This is a genomic window from Gordonia sesuvii, from assembly GCF_036350415.1.
In the GTDB taxonomy this organism is placed as follows: Bacteria; Actinomycetota; Actinomycetes; order Mycobacteriales; family Mycobacteriaceae; genus Gordonia; species Gordonia sesuvii.
In genome coordinates this window covers 531,840-548,950 of record NZ_JAZDUF010000003.1, presented here as the reverse complement: position 1 = coordinate 548,950, position 17,111 = coordinate 531,840, and the positions used below count along the sequence as shown (strand labels likewise).

The 17,111-nt window shown below is 66.6% G+C and carries 14 protein-coding genes; 7 read left to right on the top strand and 7 right to left on the bottom strand.

Annotated elements, in window-relative coordinates:
* Positions 1 to 26: 26 nt before the first annotated feature.
* Both VZC37_RS13365 and VZC37_RS13360 read right to left on the bottom strand, forming a co-directional pair.
* Complete coding sequence (locus VZC37_RS13365) at positions 27 to 1,094, bottom strand: hypothetical protein (protein WP_330433040.1); 1,068 nt, start codon at positions 1,092 to 1,094, stop codon at positions 27 to 29.
* Positions 1,081 to 2,358, bottom strand: coding sequence for a sensor histidine kinase (locus tag VZC37_RS13360; protein ID WP_330433039.1), 1,278 nt, complete (start codon positions 2,356 to 2,358; stop codon positions 1,081 to 1,083). The genes VZC37_RS13365 and VZC37_RS13360 overlap by 14 nt, the downstream gene beginning before the upstream one ends.
* Positions 2,359 to 2,673: 315 nt before the next feature.
* Here VZC37_RS13360 and VZC37_RS13355 point away from each other — a divergent pair, with 315 nt between their 5' ends.
* From VZC37_RS13355 to VZC37_RS13345, 3 genes are read left to right on the top strand one after another with little or no spacing between them, the layout of a single operon-like run.
* Positions 2,674 to 3,618, top strand: a complete 945-nt coding sequence (locus VZC37_RS13355; RefSeq protein ID WP_330433038.1) for an ATP-binding cassette domain-containing protein — start codon at positions 2,674 to 2,676, stop codon at positions 3,616 to 3,618.
* Positions 3,615 to 4,415, top strand: coding sequence for an ABC transporter permease (locus tag VZC37_RS13350; protein WP_330433037.1), 801 nt, complete (start codon positions 3,615 to 3,617; stop codon positions 4,413 to 4,415). Before VZC37_RS13355 ends, VZC37_RS13350 begins: the two co-directional genes overlap by 4 nt.
* Positions 4,412 to 5,173, top strand: coding sequence for an ABC transporter permease (locus tag VZC37_RS13345; RefSeq protein WP_330433036.1), 762 nt, complete (start codon positions 4,412 to 4,414; stop codon positions 5,171 to 5,173). Before VZC37_RS13350 ends, VZC37_RS13345 begins: the two co-directional genes overlap by 4 nt.
* A gap of 21 nt (positions 5,174 to 5,194) precedes the next feature.
* Here VZC37_RS13345 and VZC37_RS13340 read toward each other — a convergent pair whose 3' ends face one another.
* Positions 5,195 to 6,196 carry a zinc-binding metallopeptidase family protein gene (locus VZC37_RS13340; protein ID WP_330433035.1) on the bottom strand — a complete coding sequence of 334 codons (1,002 nt, stop codon included), beginning with the start codon at positions 6,194 to 6,196 and terminating at the stop codon, positions 5,195 to 5,197.
* Between the two features lie 132 nt (positions 6,197 to 6,328).
* Positions 6,329 to 7,444 carry an o-succinylbenzoate--CoA ligase gene (menE, locus tag VZC37_RS13335; RefSeq protein WP_330433151.1) on the bottom strand — a complete coding sequence of 372 codons (1,116 nt, stop codon included), beginning with the start codon at positions 7,442 to 7,444 and terminating at the stop codon, positions 6,329 to 6,331.
* Between the two features lie 246 nt (positions 7,445 to 7,690).
* Between menE and VZC37_RS13330 the strand changes: the two genes are divergently transcribed.
* The gene (locus tag VZC37_RS13330) at positions 7,691 to 8,755 is read left to right on the top strand and encodes an LLM class F420-dependent oxidoreductase (RefSeq protein WP_330433034.1); all 1,065 of its coding nucleotides are present in this window, start codon (positions 7,691 to 7,693) and stop codon (positions 8,753 to 8,755) included.
* Here VZC37_RS13330 and VZC37_RS13325 read toward each other — a convergent pair whose 3' ends face one another.
* Positions 8,756 to 10,873 (bottom strand): Rv1355c family protein, encoded by a 2,118-nt coding sequence (locus VZC37_RS13325; protein ID WP_330433033.1) that lies wholly within the window; start codon positions 10,871 to 10,873, stop codon positions 8,756 to 8,758. It abuts the gene before it with no gap.
* A gap of 241 nt (positions 10,874 to 11,114) precedes the next feature.
* Here VZC37_RS13325 and VZC37_RS13320 point away from each other — a divergent pair, with 241 nt between their 5' ends.
* On the top strand, positions 11,115 to 11,756 hold the full coding sequence (locus tag VZC37_RS13320) for a hypothetical protein (protein WP_330433032.1): 642 nt from the start codon (positions 11,115 to 11,117) through the stop codon (positions 11,754 to 11,756).
* On the opposite strand, the gene VZC37_RS13315 is transcribed toward VZC37_RS13320, so the two are convergent.
* Positions 11,735 to 12,904, bottom strand: a complete 1,170-nt coding sequence (locus tag VZC37_RS13315; protein ID WP_330433031.1) for a GGDEF domain-containing protein — start codon at positions 12,902 to 12,904, stop codon at positions 11,735 to 11,737. The two genes, VZC37_RS13320 and VZC37_RS13315, sit on opposite strands and share 22 nt — an antisense overlap.
* Positions 12,905 to 13,189: 285 nt before the next feature.
* On the opposite strand from VZC37_RS13315, the gene VZC37_RS13310 reads away from it, so the two are divergent.
* On the top strand, positions 13,190 to 14,407 hold the full coding sequence (locus VZC37_RS13310) for an EAL domain-containing protein (RefSeq protein WP_330433030.1): 1,218 nt from the start codon (positions 13,190 to 13,192) through the stop codon (positions 14,405 to 14,407).
* 54 nt (positions 14,408 to 14,461) lie between these two features.
* Here VZC37_RS13310 and VZC37_RS13305 read toward each other — a convergent pair whose 3' ends face one another.
* The gene (locus VZC37_RS13305; protein ID WP_330433029.1) at positions 14,462 to 15,901 is read right to left on the bottom strand and encodes a sugar transferase; all 1,440 of its coding nucleotides are present in this window, start codon (positions 15,899 to 15,901) and stop codon (positions 14,462 to 14,464) included.
* A gap of 270 nt (positions 15,902 to 16,171) precedes the next feature.
* Here VZC37_RS13305 and VZC37_RS13300 point away from each other — a divergent pair, with 270 nt between their 5' ends.
* Positions 16,172 to 17,068, top strand: coding sequence for a LysR family transcriptional regulator (locus tag VZC37_RS13300; protein ID WP_330433028.1), 897 nt, complete (start codon positions 16,172 to 16,174; stop codon positions 17,066 to 17,068).
* The last annotated feature ends 43 nt before the right edge of the window (positions 17,069 to 17,111 follow it).

The following is a 17,111-nucleotide window of genomic DNA, read 5'->3' as shown; positions in this document are numbered from 1 at the left end:
GGGCGGCGCGCTCGCAGGCTCGCTCCTCAGGGACCGAACGACGGTGCCTGCTCGGCGACGGTGAGTTTTCCGTCACCGGCGTAGTCGTAGCGCCGGGTGACTCCGCCGCCTTCGACCAAGATCGTTGCGAGCGTGGCACGTCCAGGCGGGACCACGCGGGCGGTCACCTGCCCGGCCGTCGCCTCGTCGAGGATGTCGACGAGGGCGTCTTCCAACTCTGGGTGCACGACGCCGGCGTCACCCTCGACACGATCGTCGAGCAGCGTCACCGCGAGGCCGCGCTCGCGGGCGCGCCAGACGGCGTCACGAACGCGCGGAGAGTGCCAACCCTGCGCCCGAAGGCCATCGCGCAGATCGGCTTCCACCAGTCGGGCGCGGGTGACCTCGGTGTCGGCGAACTCGTGGTCGTCGGCGACCAGCCGCAGGATGGGACGGGCGGTGCGGTCCAGGTGGGCGACCTGCCGGTCGTTCTCCTCGCTCTCGGCCTGCGCGGCGGCATCGTCGACGGCGCGTTGCACCGCCTCCTCCCGCAGGACCCGGATGCGAGTGGCCATGGGGCGCAACATCACCACGAACAGGGTCGCCAGGATCATCGTCGGATAGATCCAGGTCGTGAAGAAGACGCCGCTGAGGAAACCACGGTCGCGGCCATCGGACCAGATGCCGGCCGACAGGCTCATCAACAGCGTTCCCGCCCAGGCAACCACGGGCCGTCCGCGTAGGGCGAGGAGCACCAGGATCGCGGCGGCGGCGATCAACGGCGGCTGACACTGGACGATGTCGAGGGTGTCCGTGGGAATCGACCACCAGCTCAACGCGGTTGCGACCAGCATCACGGCCACCACGGCGATGCCGGTCGGCAGCGGATACTTCTCCCCGGGCGCGCGGACCACGGCGACCGCGAGTGCGCTGAGGATGAAGAAGGCGATGGTGACACCGGTCCACGCCCAGAGGCCACGCATGTCGAGGCCGGCGCCGATGGTCACCACGACATAGACGAACCCGAGGTGGGCGAGGGCGAGGATCACGGTCCGCGAACGGATTCCGAAGATGTCGGTGATCGGTGCAGGAGGCGGGGCGTCATTCAGCGGCATCGCGCACCCACTCCACATGGACTGTTGTCCCGCGGCCGGGCGAGCTGGTCACCGTCGACCGTCCACCCGGGAGAACCGCCATCCGCCGGTCGATTCCGGTGGCAAGGCCCAGTCGTTCGGGGGCCACGTCGAGCGGATCGAAGCCGCGGCCGTCGTCGACGACGGTGATCGACACACAGTGATCGCGGAGATCGCAGGTCACTGCGCAGCTCGACCCCACGCCGCCGTGGCGACGCCAGTTCCGGACCGCCTCGTTCATCGCATCGATCATGCTCGTGGCGACCGCTGCCGGGTACACCGTCTCGGTGTCCGCGGCGCTCCGGATGCTGCAGGTGAGGTCGTCGTCGATGAATTCGACTGCGGCCCGGACGTGGTGCGCGAAGTCGTCGGCGCCGATCTCGGCCGGCAGCGAACTGCCGGCTGCTCGGGTGTCGAGTTCGTCGAGCGCGGACACGGCCTGCGCCGTCACCGACGGTTCCTGCCGGCCGGGCCGGATGGTCAGCAGGATCGCCATCACCTTGTCGTGGATCAGGCCGGCGAACCGGGCCCGAACCTCTTCTTGCGCCGACGATGCGGCCGACGCCGCCGCGCCACGAATGGCGGCCTCCTCCTCGTCGTCGAGCACTTCGGCGGTGCGTCGCGTCACCACGGTGATCGACAGGAAGACGCAGATCAGCGCAACGGTGAGCAAGGCGTTGAGGTACGACTCCCAGTTGAATCCCCCGTAGAGGCCGAACTGGTTTGCCGTGTACGCCAACAGAGTCGAACCCAACACGTGGAAAAACGCCCACCGATGATGCCCCGACATAGACAGCAAAAGGCCCGGGACGCCGATGAATTGGATCATCCAAATCGCCCACCGCGAACCGTCCGGTGCGACTGCGCCATTGGACGCGACGAACCACAACAGGACGGCGACGTTCACCGAGACACACGACAGGATGCCGAACTCGGTCAGCCGATTCAGCCCGGGTCGGTAGGTGGAGATCGCCACCGCGACCGCAGGTCCGGCCACCAGGAGCACACTCAGCGGCGGCCACCAGGCAGCGGTCAGGTCGGCGCGGTCGATGATCACCGGCGTCAGCACCGCCGTGATGACGAGCAGCCCGACCGCGATGAACCTGGCGACGATGCGCTGGACCCGCACGAGGCCGGACGCGTCCGGCGGTCCGGCCAGGGCCGCGCGCCAGCCCCCGTCCCGCGCCAGGGTTCCGTCCGGCGGTCGGGAAGCGGTCGCTGTGGTCGTGTCGAGAGTTCGGGTCACGTCGTGCACCCCTCCGTTCCGACGTACGAGCTGCGTCCGAACCGTCGTGGAACGGACCGGGCAGGGCGCCGACACCTCGCAGGTGTTGGCGCCGATTGTCATTGCGGTATCGATCGACACTAGCTGCTGCCCGGCGACCCGGCAGTGTGCAGATGCCTCGCCGCGAGTACCCGCAGCCGCGCGAACGAAACCCGAAATGCGGCAAGCAAGGCATTGAGGACCCGTTGACCCGGTGATACGGTACGCCGAGTAAGGGTAACCTAACTCCAGGTGCCTGACTGCTCAGGTGCCGGACTACAGAGACGAAGGTCGCACGTGATCGTCGAAGCCAAGGGTGTGCACAAGTCCTTCAAAGAGGTCGAAGCCCTGCGCGGGCTCGACCTCGAGGTCGCCGAGGGCGAGATTCTCGGCGTCCTGGGACCGAACGGCGCCGGGAAGACCACCACCATCAACATCCTCACCACGCTGATGCGCCCGGACGCGGGCGAGGTGCGGGTCGCCGGGATCGATGTGCTGCATGACCCGGCAAAGGTCCGGCCGCTGATCGGACTCACCGGACAGTTCGCGGCGCTGGACGGAAACCTGACCGCGCGGGAGAACCTGGTGCTGTTCGGGCGCCTGTTCAAGCTCGGCGCGCGCGACGCCGCCCGTCGGGCCGATGAACTTCTCGAGGCGTTCTCCCTGGCCGACGCCGCCGACCGCCGCACCGTCACCTACTCCGGCGGGATGCGTCGGCGCCTCGATCTGGCGGCCTCCATGATCGGGCGTCCCCGAGTGCTGTTCCTCGACGAGCCGACCACCGGCCTGGACCCGCGCAGTCGAAACATGTTGTGGGACGTGGTCCGTCAGCTGCGGTCCGAGGGCGTCACGGTGTTTCTCACCACGCAGTACCTGGCCGAGGCCGACGAGCTCGCCGACCGCATCGTCGTCATCGACAAGGGCACCGTCATCGCCGAGGGCACGCCGGCGCGGCTCAAGGAGGTTGTCGGCGGCGCGGTGTGTGAGGTTGCGGTCGGCGAGGACTTGCGGGATCGGGTGGCTGGGGTACTCGCGTCGCGGTGGGAGGTCACGCATACCGAGACGCAGGTGATCGTGCCCGCCGACGGTGCATCGACGTTGTTCGACGTCGTCCGGGTCCTCGACGAGCAGAGCCTGATTCCCGACAACATCAGCTTGCGCCACCCGACGCTCGACGACGTCTTCCTCGCCTTGACCGGTTCGGCGACGTCGTCGGATGCGCCTGCCGTGGACGCCTCATGACCACCACCGTCGCGCCGCCGGTGCCGGAGGCGAAACCGGCGCTGGTCGCCGACAGCCTCGCCCTCACCGGCCGCCACCTGCGGCTGATGGCCCGTCGCCCGGCGTCGATCATGGGTGGCATCGTGCTGCCGGTCATCTTCGCGGTGCTGTTCCTGACCGTGTTCGGGCGCGTGATGGAACGCGCCGGCCTCGACTATCCGCAGTACATGATGTCGGCGATCGTGGTGCAGTCGGCGTTCTTCGCGGCGATGTCCGGGTCGATCTGGGCGGCCGAGGACGCGTCGTCGGGAATGGTGGAACGTTTGCGGGCGATGCCGATCGCGCGGCCCGCCCCGATCCTGTCGCTGCTGATCGGCGAGGTCGTGCGGTCGGTGATCAGCTGTGTCGTATTGGTCGCTGTCGGTTACGGATTCGGTTTCCGCTTCGAGACCGGCGTGCTGGGGGTGCTCGGGTTCTTCGCCCTCGTGATCGTGGCGGCCGCGGCGATCTGCCTGCCGTACCTGGTGCTCGGATTCCGCTTGGCGGCACCGGAACCCGCCCAGGCGATCGGCGGTGTCATCTACTTCCCGATGCTGCTGGTCTCCACACTGTTCGTGCCGAAAGAGGCCTACCCGGGCTGGCTGCAACCGATCGTCGAGTACCAGCCGCTGTCGTGCATCACCGAGGCGCTGCGCGCGGTGTCGACGGACGGGTTCACCGATGTGCCGGCCACGGTCGGCATCGCCCTGTTGTGGATGGCCGGGTCGTTGGTGGTGTTCGGACTGCTGGCGCCGCGCGTGTTCGGGAAGGTGTCATGACCACCGACATCGCCGTGATGACCCGCCGGGGCGTGACCTTGATGGTGCGCTCGCCGATGACTTTGTCCACTTCGGCGTTCATGCCGATCATCCTGTTGTTGCTGCTGTCGGTGTCGTTCGGGTCGGTGGTGATGCCGGGGGCCGGTGTCTCCGACTACGTCCAGTTCGCGACGCCGCTGTTCGTCACGATGGGTGTTGCTTTCGGGGCCATCTCCACGGCGGTTGCCGCACAACAGGACCGGATCTCGGGCTTCGACGACCGGCTGCGCACGCTGCCCATCTCACCGGTGGCGCCGCTGGCCGGCCGCATCATCGCCGACATCGGCCGCAACCTGGTGACGCTACTGCTGGTGACGATCGTGGCGATCGCCCTCGGCTTCCGCTTCGACAACGGGCCTGCCGGCGTCGTCATCTACATCGTGCTGCCGCTGATCTTCGGTTTCGGGATCGCCTGGTTCATGGTGTTCATCGCCATGATCGCCGACTCCGCCGAGAGCGCGGCGTCCATGCTCAACGCCGTGATGCTGGTGCTGTCGTTTCTGTCGACCGGCATGGTGCCCCTCGAGGACCTGCCCGGCTGGGCCCAGCCCGTCGCGTCGGCGAATCCGGTGTCGCACGTCATCGGCGCCATGCGCGACGCGACGACCTCGGGCGAGTCGGTGCTCGGAGCCGACGCCGCGATCACGGTCGTCTGGTCGGTCGGGCTGACCATCGTGTTCGGCTATCTGGCCGTGCGGGCATATCGTCGAGCGCGGTGACCTGCTGACGCCGACTGCGGCTCAGGTCGACGACATCAGGTTGTGCACGAATCGGATCTTGTCGAGCACCGCCGGCGGCAGCACGAACGGGTAGAGGTCGGGATGGCCCATCGAGCGGTTGATTTGGTTGAGCGCCCAGGTCAGCGGTAGCCACCAGTCGATGAGTTGCTCGAACCCGACGTCGCCGGGCAGCACGCTCTCCAGGGTGGACCCGGCCGGTGCCATGGCGAACGCGGCGGCGGTGTCGAGGGTGTCGCGGATGTGCAGATAGTGCGCGAACGTCTCGGCGTAGTCCTCGGCCGGGTGCATCGTCGCGTAGGAGGACACATAGTTCTGGGTCCAGCCCTCCGGCGCGCCCTCGGAGTAGTGGCGGTCCAGCGCCGCCTGGTAGTCGTCGTCGGGGTTGCCGAACAGTTCCTCGAACCGGGCGCGGACCTTGTCGTCGATGAGGACGAGCTGGTAGTAATGCCCGATCTCGTGCCGGAAATGTCCGAGCAGGGTCCGGTACGGTTCCTCGAGTTCCACGCGTAGCTGTTCGCGGTGCACGTCGTCGCCCTCGGCGAGGTCGAGGGTGATCAGGCCGTTGTCGTGGCCGGTGATGACCGATTGTTGCGAACTCGACAGCAGGTCGAAGGCCAGGCCGGTCTCCGGGTTCTCGTCGCGCCCGATGATCGGCAGGCCCAACTCGTCGAGCTCCAGGATGAGTCGCCGTTTGGCGGTCTCGGCGCGCCCGTACTCGGCCATCGCCTCGACGTCGGTGTCCTGCGGGCGGGTCCGGGTGAGTCGGCACGACTCACACAGCGTCGGTGTCCCCGTCCAGGTGACCAGCCAATTACATTGCGCGACTTTGGTGTTCTCGCAGCGCTCGACCAGGGTGCCGTCGATCTCGGTCTGCTGTTTGTCGTCGAGGGTGTAGATGGTGCGCGTGGGGAGCCAGAAGCCGAGCTCCTTCTTGCAATTCAGGCACTGGCTGTTCTCGAAGGACAAGCGCTGTCCGCAGTTGTGGCACAGGAAGTCGCGCATGGTGGTGGTCGCTTTCTCGCGGCGGGGTATGGGTCGTTTCTACCCGAGAAAGTGGGGTGGCAAACGCCTGACGAGGGGGTTGGTCGCGGTGTGCGCGGAAACACATGCGGAACTGGCCATTAATGCGCGGGATTAGGTGAAGCGGGCCCGCAGCGCCCGCCGATCGATCTTGCCCGGGCCGCGGGTGGGTAGCGCATCGAGTTCGATGACGTCCCGAGGCGCGGCATAACGGTCGAATCGGTCAGTCACCGCACCTCTGATGCGATCCACGTCGAGCGGCACCGAGTCGGAGGTGACCACGAATGCGACCACCTTCTCGCCGAGCCGGTCATCGGGGAGCCCGACGACGGCGCATTCCCGGACCGCCGGGTCGTCGAGAATCACGGCCTCCACCACCTGCGGCACGATTGTCAATCCGCCCGAGGTGATCGCCTCGTCGGCCCGGCCGACGATCGACAGGACACCGTCGTCGTCGACGGTGCCCAGGTCGTCGGTGCGAAACCAGCTCGGGTCGGCGAACGCGGGATGGTCGGGGCGGTTGCGGTAGCCGTGCGCGATCATCGGGCCGCCCAGGATGACGCGGCCGACACCCTCGGGGTTCGGGTCGTCGATGCGGATGCGCACGCCGTTCAGCGGAACGCCGTCGTAGACGCAGCCACCGGCGGTTTCACTCATGCCGTAGGTGCGGATGATCGGGATGCCCGCGTCGACGGCCCGGCGCAGCAGTGCCGGCGGGGTCGCGGCCCCGCCGACCAGCAGGCCGTCGGAGTTGGCGAGCGCTGTCGTCGCAGATGGGGAGTCGAGGACCTTGATGAGTTGGGTCGGCACGAGTGAGGTGTAGCGGCGGGGGCCGTCGAGGGCGTCGAGGGCGCGGGCGAAGGCGTCCGGGTCGAAACCGTCCGTGACGTCGAGGACGGCGGGCGTGTGGCCGGATGCCAACGCCCGCAACAGAACCTGAAGGCCGGCGATATGATGCGGCGCGAGAGCGAGGAGCCAGTTGCCCGGACCACCGAGACGTTCGGTGGTTGCCTGCGCGGACGCGACGAGGGTGGCGGGCGTGTGTTGGGCGCCCTTGGGTGTCCCGGTGGTGCCGGAGGTGGTGATGACGAGGGAGATATCGTCGCCGATCGGTTCGCCGACGGCGAGGGCGTCGCGCAGCAGTGCGGTCTCGCGGGGGTCGTCGGGGACCGGGACGTAGGCGGCGGAACCGTCAAGGATCGCCGACAGCTCCGCGCGGCGGTCGAGGATCTCGGGCCGAGCGGGGAGATGGAGGGCGTGCAGCAGCGGACTCAGCGGTCTTCCCCGGGGGTGGTGGGTTCTGTCGGCGCGAAACCGGGTTCTGTCGGCGAAAAAAGGGGTTCCGTCGGCGAAATACCGGGTTCTGTCGGCGCGGGCACGCACCCATCGTAGGCCGCGGTCAACGGTGAGATTCTTCTCTAACGAGCGTTAACCCGGGTCTGGTGGCCCGAAGTGCCGCTGTGGAAGAATCCGACCATGACTGCGATGAAGCTTGGCATGCCGATCAACTACGCGGGCGACTTCCGCGAGACCATCAACAACCTCGTCGACTACGAAGCGGCCGGCGTGGAGCGGATCACCGTGCCGGAGGCGTACAGCTTCGACGCGGTCAGCCAGCTCGGCTACATCGCCGCCAAGACCGAGAAGATGGAGCTGCAGACCGGCATCCTGCCGATGTACTCGCGCACCCCCACCAACCTGGCGATGACCGCTGCCGGCCTCGACTACATCAGCGACGGGCGGGTGGTGCTCGGCATCGGCGCGTCCGGCCCGCAGGTCATCGAGGGTTTCCACGGCGTCAAGTACGACTACCCGGTCGGCCGCGCCCGTGAGCACGCCGAGATCTGCCGGATGGTGTGGCGCCGCGACAAGACCGACTACCAGGGCAAGCACTACACCCTGCCGCTCGACGAGGAGCACGGCGGCTCGGGCCTCGGTAAGGCACTGAAGATCATCAACCACCCCACCCGCGAGCGTATCCCCATGCTGCTCGCCGCGATCGGCCCGAAGAACACCGAACTGGCCGCCGAGCTGTTCGAGGAGTTCCAGCCGATCCTGTTCCACCCCGAGCAGATCGATGCCGCCTTCGGTGAGTCGCTGCGCGCTGGCAAGGCCAAGCGCGATCCGTCGCTGGGCGAACTCGGCATCGTCGTGCAGGCCACCGCCCGCATCTCCGACGACGCGCAGGAGATCGAGAACGCCAAGACCCTCGTGCGTCACCACGCCGCCCTCTACATCGGTGGCATGGGTGCGCGCGGCAAGAACTTCTACAACACCCTCGCCCAGCGCTACGGCTACGTCGAAGAGGCCAAGCTCATCCAGGACCTCTACCTCGACGGGAAGAAGAACGAGGCCGCCGAGGCGGTGCCCGCCGACCTGGTGAACTCCATGTCGCTGATCGGTTCGCGCTCGGAGGTCGAGGAGCGGGCGGCGGCGTTCCGGTCGGCGGGTGTGACCTGTCTGCTGGCGTCGTCGGTGGCGGGAACCCACAAGGAGCGGGTCGCCGACATGGAGGTTCTGCGGGGGATCATCGGGGGCTGATCAGCGACCGGCCGGTTCGCGCCGGCTCCGCGCCGGCGTCTCGTCGGTGCGCGAGAGCCGGAGGACAATCGTCGGAACCTCGCCGTCACGTATGGGCCAGGCGGCCAACATCGAACGGCGCAGGCCGACGAGGTCATCGCCGTGCCGAAAGGACAGCCCGCGCACGGTCGTGTCATCGGTGGCATACAGGAACGTCGGGGTCACCGGATGCACCGCGAAGCCCAGCGATTCCGCGATCACCCACACCTGCTGAACGAGCTGACCGGAGTTCACGTAGGCCGCAAGGTCATCACTGTCCTGCACCAGGATGACCAGCGCCGACGACGACATCACCCGGGCGGCGGCGTCGGCCCCCAACGCCTCGCCGGCGTCCCACTGGTCGAGCAGGGCCATCACGTCGGCCCGTGCTAGCACATCGAGCATGCCCTTCATCGCCGGCGGCAGCGCGAGTGACTCGACGTCGATGCCAGTGGGGTCGTCGGGAATGTCGGTCAGCTCGGCGAACATCTCGCGATGCAGCTCGGGCGTGAGGAATCGGATGCGATCCGAGTGTGCCGCGATCGCCGCGTAGCGCTCGATGTCCGCCCGATCGGTGAGCACGATGGCCCGCGTGTGGTCGGTGTCGGCCGCGGTGGCCACCCGTTCGGCATCGGCTGCCGATATCGGCGAAGCGTCCCCGCGCCCGCGATGAGTGTGTCGCTCGAGTATCGCGGACAGGTCCATGATGGCGGGCGTGACGTCGGCGGCCGAATCGTTGGGGTCGAGCGTGATCCGCACACCGAGCCGGTCGCCTGCGCCGACGACTTGAGTCTGCGTCGACAGTCCGCGGCTTGCGGCAGCCACTCGGGCGTTGTAGGCGGCTGCTCCCACAGCGACGGCTGATGCCCGGTGGTCGACGTCGAGGATCGAGGTGCGCGTCGGGTCGAGCGCGATGGTGACTGAGTGTTCGTCGGTGTGGATCTGCCAAGGCTGTTGATTGCCCGCCGACGGCGCCCACGATGCCGCGTAGGCCATCAGGTCGGGCACGGACATCGACTCGACGACCGGCGAGTCGGTGGCGGACGTCGCTACGGCTGCAGGGCGGTCAGCCGACGTCGTCTGCGGTGCGGCGGGATCGATGAGGCCGTCGAGCCACGCGTCGCGATCGAACCGCACCCGGCCCGACGGCAGTGGCCGGCCCTGCACGAAGCGTCGGACGGCGGCCGCGACCGTGGCCCCGCCGAGCAGCACATCGCCACCCAGCTGCGGCCATGCCGTGACGGTCTGGCCGAGTTCCAGCGCGGAGGCGGCCATCGCTGCGGTCACCTTCGCCGGCTCCAGCACCTTGACCGCGAGCGGGGTCGTCGCGGCCCGATCGAGACCCCTCAGGTCGGCGGCCCGCAGATCTCCGACGAGACCATGGAACAGCGGACGTTGCGGTTCGAGGTCGAAGCGTTCCACATCAAGGGTGCCGCCGTCACTGGTCTCCATCACCACGGGTATGCCGAGTTCTCGGCAGCGGTCTCGCACCAACACCTTCACATCGAAGGAATCACACTCTTCGATGACGAGATCGAGTCCGTCGATGAAATCATCAATGTTCTCCGACGTTATTCCATCGGTAAAACAAAAGGTTCGAACATAGGGATCAATCTCCGCAATACGGCGTGCCGCGATCACCGATTTGTTCGTGTCGACATCGGTGACCGAACTCGGCACTCGATTCATGTTCGTCAATTCAAGTGTGTCGAAATCAGCCAATCGTAATTCGCCGCCGAGACCTTCCAACGCGAGTGTCAATGCGATGGAATGGCCGACGCTCAAGCCGACGATGCCGATCCGGAGCCGGGCGGCGCGGTCCAGATCGGCGAGCGTCATCTTGTGGCGGTTGCGGTCGAGTCGCAGTCGCCGATAGGCGTCCGGGCCGGGAATCCTGACCAGGGTCCGACGCCACGGAAAGTGCGCATACCGTGGCGGTTCATCGAAGAGATCGTTCAACGACCGTTGTAAGAGCCCGGCGAAGGCCGCCGCCGACGATTCGGTGATGTCCAGCACCGAAACGGTCGGGTCGGAGAGCAGGTCTGCGGGCACCGTGTCTCCGGTGTAGATGGTCGCGACGGCGCCGTCGGGGTTCTGCATAGTCATATCTTCGCTCACGCAACAATGCTTCGCCACGCTGCCAATCCGGGTAAATTCATGCCTCATGACGCCGCATACTGAGCAGTATCGCAAGCTGCGAATCAGTTCCGCGCAGTCATTCGTCTCAAATGTGAACTGATGAGAGGTTGACCCAACCGTGCCTGCGATTCTCGACAACAGCGATTGCTCCGTTCCGGCTTCTGTTCGAACCGGTTTCCTCCGTACCGACGACTACTTGCTGGTGACCGCCACCCCGCGTGCCGAACCCCGGCTGTGGGAACGCTATATGCGGGGCGCAGCGCAGGCCTACACCCGACACGGATGCGCTGCCGCACTCGATTACGACCTGGTGGTCGATGGCACCAGTACGGCCCGGTTCTTCGCCATCCTCGGCGAGGAGCGCAAAGTGATCGGTGGACTTCGCGTGCAGCACCGTTTCGAGCATGCGGCTGAGTCCCATGCCCTGGAGGAGTGGGCGGGGCAGCCGGGTCGGCAGTCCCTCGTGAACGAGATCGACGCCCGACTCGACGAGGGTGTGGTGGAGGTGAAGACCGCGTGGGTCGATGAACGTTCGCCGGTCGCCCGCGACGTCGCGGGTCAGCTGTCGCGGCTCGGTCTGCCGATCATGGAGCTGGCCGGGGTCGGGCACATGATGGCGACGGCGGCCGATCATGTGCTCAAACGGTGGGAATCCGGCGGCGGCCGCGTTGCTGTGTCGATCCCGCCGACCCCGTTTCCCGACGACCGCTATCGCACCCAGCTGATGTGGTGGGACCGTGCTCGGCTGTCCGAATTCACGACGCCCGCGACGTGGTCGCGCATGCGTGCCGAGGCCGATGCGCTCCGGACGTCGGATCTGACTCAGTTACGTTTGGCAGCTTGATGATTCGGACCGAGCTCGCGGGTGAAGAGTTCTAGGACGGTGTACTGGAGGGCGGCGTCTGCGCGCTTGTCCGCGGTTCGTTCGGCCGGCGGTCGGCGCCAGAGCACCGGGTCCATCGGTTCGACGACGGACCGGTCACGGCCCTGGGTCTTGGCCTGATAAACGCAATGATCGGCGCGGTCGAGCATCATGGCAACGACGTCGTCGGTGGGTGCCGCCCGGGTCCGGATCGAAGCGATCAGCGGAGCGCAGACCCCGCCGACACTCATGGTCACCGGAGTGGCCTCCGATACCGCGATCCGGACACGGTCGGCGGATGCGCGGAGCTCGGCCTCATCGCGGACCACGCTGAACACCAGGAATTCCTCACCGCCGAAGCGGCAGACCACCGATCCAGGAGGCGCGACCTCCCGGATCGCCGCGGCGGTGGTGAGCAGCACGCCGTCGCCCGCGATGTGGCCGTGTCGATCGTTCACACGTTTGAAGTGATCGATGTCCATCAGAAGGATTCCGATCCAACCGTTCGAGACGTGCGCAGCAGACAGGAGCTGGGAGACCCGGCTGAGGAATCCGCGGCGGTTGAGCAGCCCGGTCAGTGGGTCGATGCCGCTGAGCTGCGTCTGACGTTCGAGTGTGGCTTCCAGCGACCGGCGTAGGGCGATCACCAGGAAGACCGGTACAACAATGGTGCCGCCGACGGCGCCGATGCCGATGATGAGCGCGGCCGATGTTGTGGCGATCATCCCCAACACCATGATCGCCCCCACGATGGCCAGAGAGGACAACCCGAGCACCAGCGGAATCGACGGCGAGATGGCGGCGATGGTGGGGATCACCGCGACCAGCGCGAGAACGGCGGTTGCCGACGTCTTGTAGGACAAGATCAGGGCGGTGCCGCAGATGCCGATGATGCCCATCCCGCCGAGGACGGCGAACTCGGCGTCGGTGAGGTGACTGCGCAACGCGGTCACCACGAAGACGGCAGCGATGAACCCCCAGATCACGAACAGCAACACCATGCCACCGGGCCGCAGGGTGTCCGGTGCGAGGACTGCGACGATTGGCAGCGGGAGCACGCCGCCGGTACTGATCAGAGTGGCCAGCGAACGGGCATCGTAGCGGTCGAGAAGCTGCTTGAAAAAGGTCATAATTCTGCCCCCGGCGACCCCGACCGCGCATTTTAGTCTGTAATGCTTTGTGAACGAAACGAATTCAAGGACAGCTATGGCCGCTTTCGAAACGAACAGATCAGCGATTAGAGACTAACGCAGGATGTCGCATCTGGCGACCCGGCGATCAACAATACTCCAATGTATTGAGCTGTGGGGTGGATCGCCGCACATGCTTTGTTTATCTCAGCAACTGAGTCCGCGGCGACTCGGCGCCATCGCCAGATCCGGGGGAAGTGGACGTCCAGCACATAGACTCGGGGGATGCACATGGGTGAGCCCATCCGCAGAGGTCAAATCAGTGCCTCAGAAGCGGCGGTCATCGCCTTCTGCGCAGATCCCTATCACCGCGCGGCCACCGCGTACGGGCATCCGACCTCGGCCGCGATGGCCGAACGGTTCATCGACCGTGTCCTCAAGCCGCTCAGTCCACACAGCAGTTTCGACAGACGCTCGGATCTGGAATGGCTCATCGCTCTGTCCCCGATGGACGGGGACCCGGAAGCGTTCGTCACGGCGTCCCGCGTCCGTTCGGGCGCACACGCGGTCGATGTCGACGGACAGACCACTTTTCTCGACGTGTGCATGGGCGTCGCCGTGCGAGACCAACTACCCGCCATCGGCGACCACAGTGACCTGGTCCGGTGTGCGGATGCGGCGATGTGTTTCGCCCTCATCAGGCAGCATCATGTCGTCTTCGCCGACGCTGAGACGCTGCCGCTGGTGCGCGAACAGGTGGAGATCGGCAACCGGCTGGCCGCGGCGCGACCAGAAGACTTCCGTCTGCACTATCAACCGATCGTTCGCCCCGACGACCGCAGTCCGGTCGGGTTCGAGTCCTTGCTGCGGTGGTACGTCGATTCCGCCGTGCTGACCCCGCAGTCCTTTCTGCAGGCGGCGCAGGCGACCTCACTGATCGTGCCGATCGGGGAACATGCGATCGGCACGGCGATCCGCAACTTGGCCGGTGAGATCACCCCAGTCTTCGGTGACGACGCGTTCATCTCGATCAACCTGTCAGCGCAGCAGCTCTGGGCCGACGACATCGTCACCTATATCGGTGAGCTGATCGCGGCGAATGGCGTGGCCTCGCAGCGGGTGTGGATCGAGGTACGCGAGGACGAAGTGATCAGGCTCGGCAGTGCCGCCGCGCGTGCAATCGAAGGACTCGACGAGCTCGGCTGCACGATCTGCGTCGACGACCTCGGCGCCGGCTACTCCGCACTGCGGTATGTGCGGGATCTGCCGGTCGACGTGCTCAAGGTGGATCGCGGTCTCATCTCCGGAGTGATCGACGACGCGTCGGATCGTGCCGTCGTGCAGGCTATCTGCGACATGGCGCGCACGACCGGGATGACCACCCTCGCAGAGGGGGTCGAAACCGAGGAGGTCCGGGCGGCGGTCGTCGACCTGGGGTTCGACCTCGCGCAGGGGTACCTGTTCGGCAAGCCCGAACCCGCATCTGGGGCGTTCGAACGGTGATGTCAGTGCTGCGGGCCGATACGCCGCGGCGACGTCGAATGATCGGACGCGGAGTCAGTACGCCCCGTCCTTTGCGACTACCGCCCGGAAGGTGCGCCACAGGATCACCAGATCCTGCATGATCGACCAGTTCTCGACATAGGAAACGTCGAGACGTACGGATTCCTCCCACGACAGGTTCGACCGGCCGGACACCTGCCAGAGTCCGGTCATCCCCGGCTTGACCAGCATGCGGCGGGCCACCCGGCCGTCGTAGGTGGCGACTTCGGCCGGCAGTGGCGGGCGCGGCCCCACCAAACTCATCGATCCGGCCAATACGTTGAACAACTGGGGTAACTCGTCGAGGCTGTATCGGCGGATGACGCGGCCGACCGGCGTCACGCGCGGGTCGTCGCGGATCTTGAACAGCGGTCCGTTGCCCTCGTCGCGGTCGGCCAGATCGGCCACCAACGCTTCGGCGTCGGGCACCATCGACCGGAACTTCCACATCCGGAACGGCCGATTGTTGACGCCCTGGCGGACCGATCGGTGAAAGACCGGACCTCGGGTGTCGACGACGATCGCCAGCGCGATGCCAACTAACAGCGGGGAGAGGGCGAGCATAAGGGCCGCAGCGCCCACCCGGTCGAGAAAACCCTTGCGGAACCGATTGGCGCCGGCATAACTCGGGCGGTCGATGTGTAGAAGCGGCAGCCCGGCGACGGGGTGCACCATCATGCGTGGGCCGGCGACGTCGGCAACGCCGGGAGCCACCAGCAGGTCGATGTCCATCTGATGCAGATTCCACGACAGGTCCTGCATGGCGCGGTGACCGAGAGCATCGGGGGAGGTGACGGCGACAGTCGTCGCATCGCATCTGCCCGCTGCGGTCGCCACGTCATCAAGGCCGCCATAGACGGGTACGTGGGCGTCGCCCACCGACCTACGGCCCGCCGACCGTGCCGTGGTGTCGATGGGAATGCACGCGCCGACCACCGTGAACGGTTGCTCCGGAGCCTGGCTCAGCCGATCGGTAACCGTGGCCACCGACTGTGGCTCGCCCACCACCAGCAGCCGCTCCAATCCGATGCCGCGAGACCGCTGTCGGCTCAGTTGTCTGCGCCACGCCCATCTCGACACCAACAGTCCGACGGTGCCCAAAGGCAACGCCAACGCGAAGTATCCGCGGGAGACATCCAGTTGCAGTACCAGCACGAGGATCGCGAGCACCCCGAAGACGCTCAGGCACGCGGTGGCCACTCGGCTGTATTCCTCCGGACCGTCGCCGAGGATGCGTCGATCCAGGGTTTGATACACCCGCAACGAGAACAGCCAGGCGGCGATCAACACGGTCATGACCAGCAGCGGCTCACCATGGACACCGCCGAAGTCGTTGGACTCCAGATCGGAGCCGAACCGAAGGGCTTGTGCCACAACGACTGCCACTGCAATCACGGCTACATCGGTCAACGCGATCGCGGTCACGTACCGCGGCGCCCATGCACGTCGGGTCATGGAAGCGCTCAGTAAAGGCAAACCGCGATCGCGGCCGAGCCGTCGGCGGCGGGTGACGGCGAGCGACTCGTGACCGGTGCTGCGGTACGCGGTCATCATCCCCCAACCGGTCGTCTGACTGTGTGCTCCGGTCCGCAACGCAGTGCACGGACGGCGAAATCCGAAGTGCGGGTTGTGGGCAGTGCACTCCCGGAAAACTCACCACCAATGTAAGTATGGAACTCACAACCTACAATCACAGCGTCGTGGACAACTGACAAGGACGAGTTGATGAAGAGTCGAGACGATCTGGACCTGCGGCGTCTGCGTATGTTCGTGACGGTGGCCGAGGCGCCGAGCCTGCGGGTGGCGGCCGAGAAGATGTTCCTGACGCAGCAGGCGGCATCATCGGCGATCAAGGAGCTCGAACGAAACCTCGGCGTCGAGCTGTTCTCGCGGACACGCCGCAGCCTGATGCTGACCCCGGCCGGCGAGACCCTGTATCGCGGTGCCGCAGCACTTCTCGCCGGCGGCCATCAACTGACCGCCAAGGTTCAAGCGGCCGGAGCAGAAAGCGTACCGCCGTATGTGATCGGCCACACGCCGAATCTCGCACCGTCGGAGGTCTTCACGATCATCGAGCCGGTGGTGGTGGCCGACCCGTCGGTGCCGATCACGGTGCGACCCATCTTCGCCGAGCAGATTCGCAGCGCGCTGCTCGACGGGCAGATCGACCTGGCATTGCGACGCGGTATCCAGCCGCCACCCGACCTCGCCGGGACCGTCGCCGGCCGGCATCACCTACGGCTAGCCGTCGGCAGCGATCACCCTTTGGCCCAACAGGATCGGGCCAGCCTGGCAGATCTGGCCGACCACGAGATCGTGGTCGCTGTCGCCGAACCGGAGGAAGACAGCGAATACCTCCGGTTGCTGATCTCCATCTGTCAGGCTGCCGGATTCGAGCCCCAGATCACGGTGTCGCGACTGCGGGGTACCCCACCGCATACCGCGGTCATCGCGCACCCACAGGCCGCGGCTTTTGTCACCAACGAACCGGGGTGGCTCTACGGCAACCGGATTCGCGTCATCGAGCTCAACGAGTCGCCGACCGTGCCGGTGCAGGCCATGTGGCTGCCGCACACATCCTCGGACATCCGGGCCGAGATTCTCGCGTCGCTGCAGCCCTGACGCCAATCGGTCCCTGAGGCCTCACCGGGGGTGGGAAGGGTTG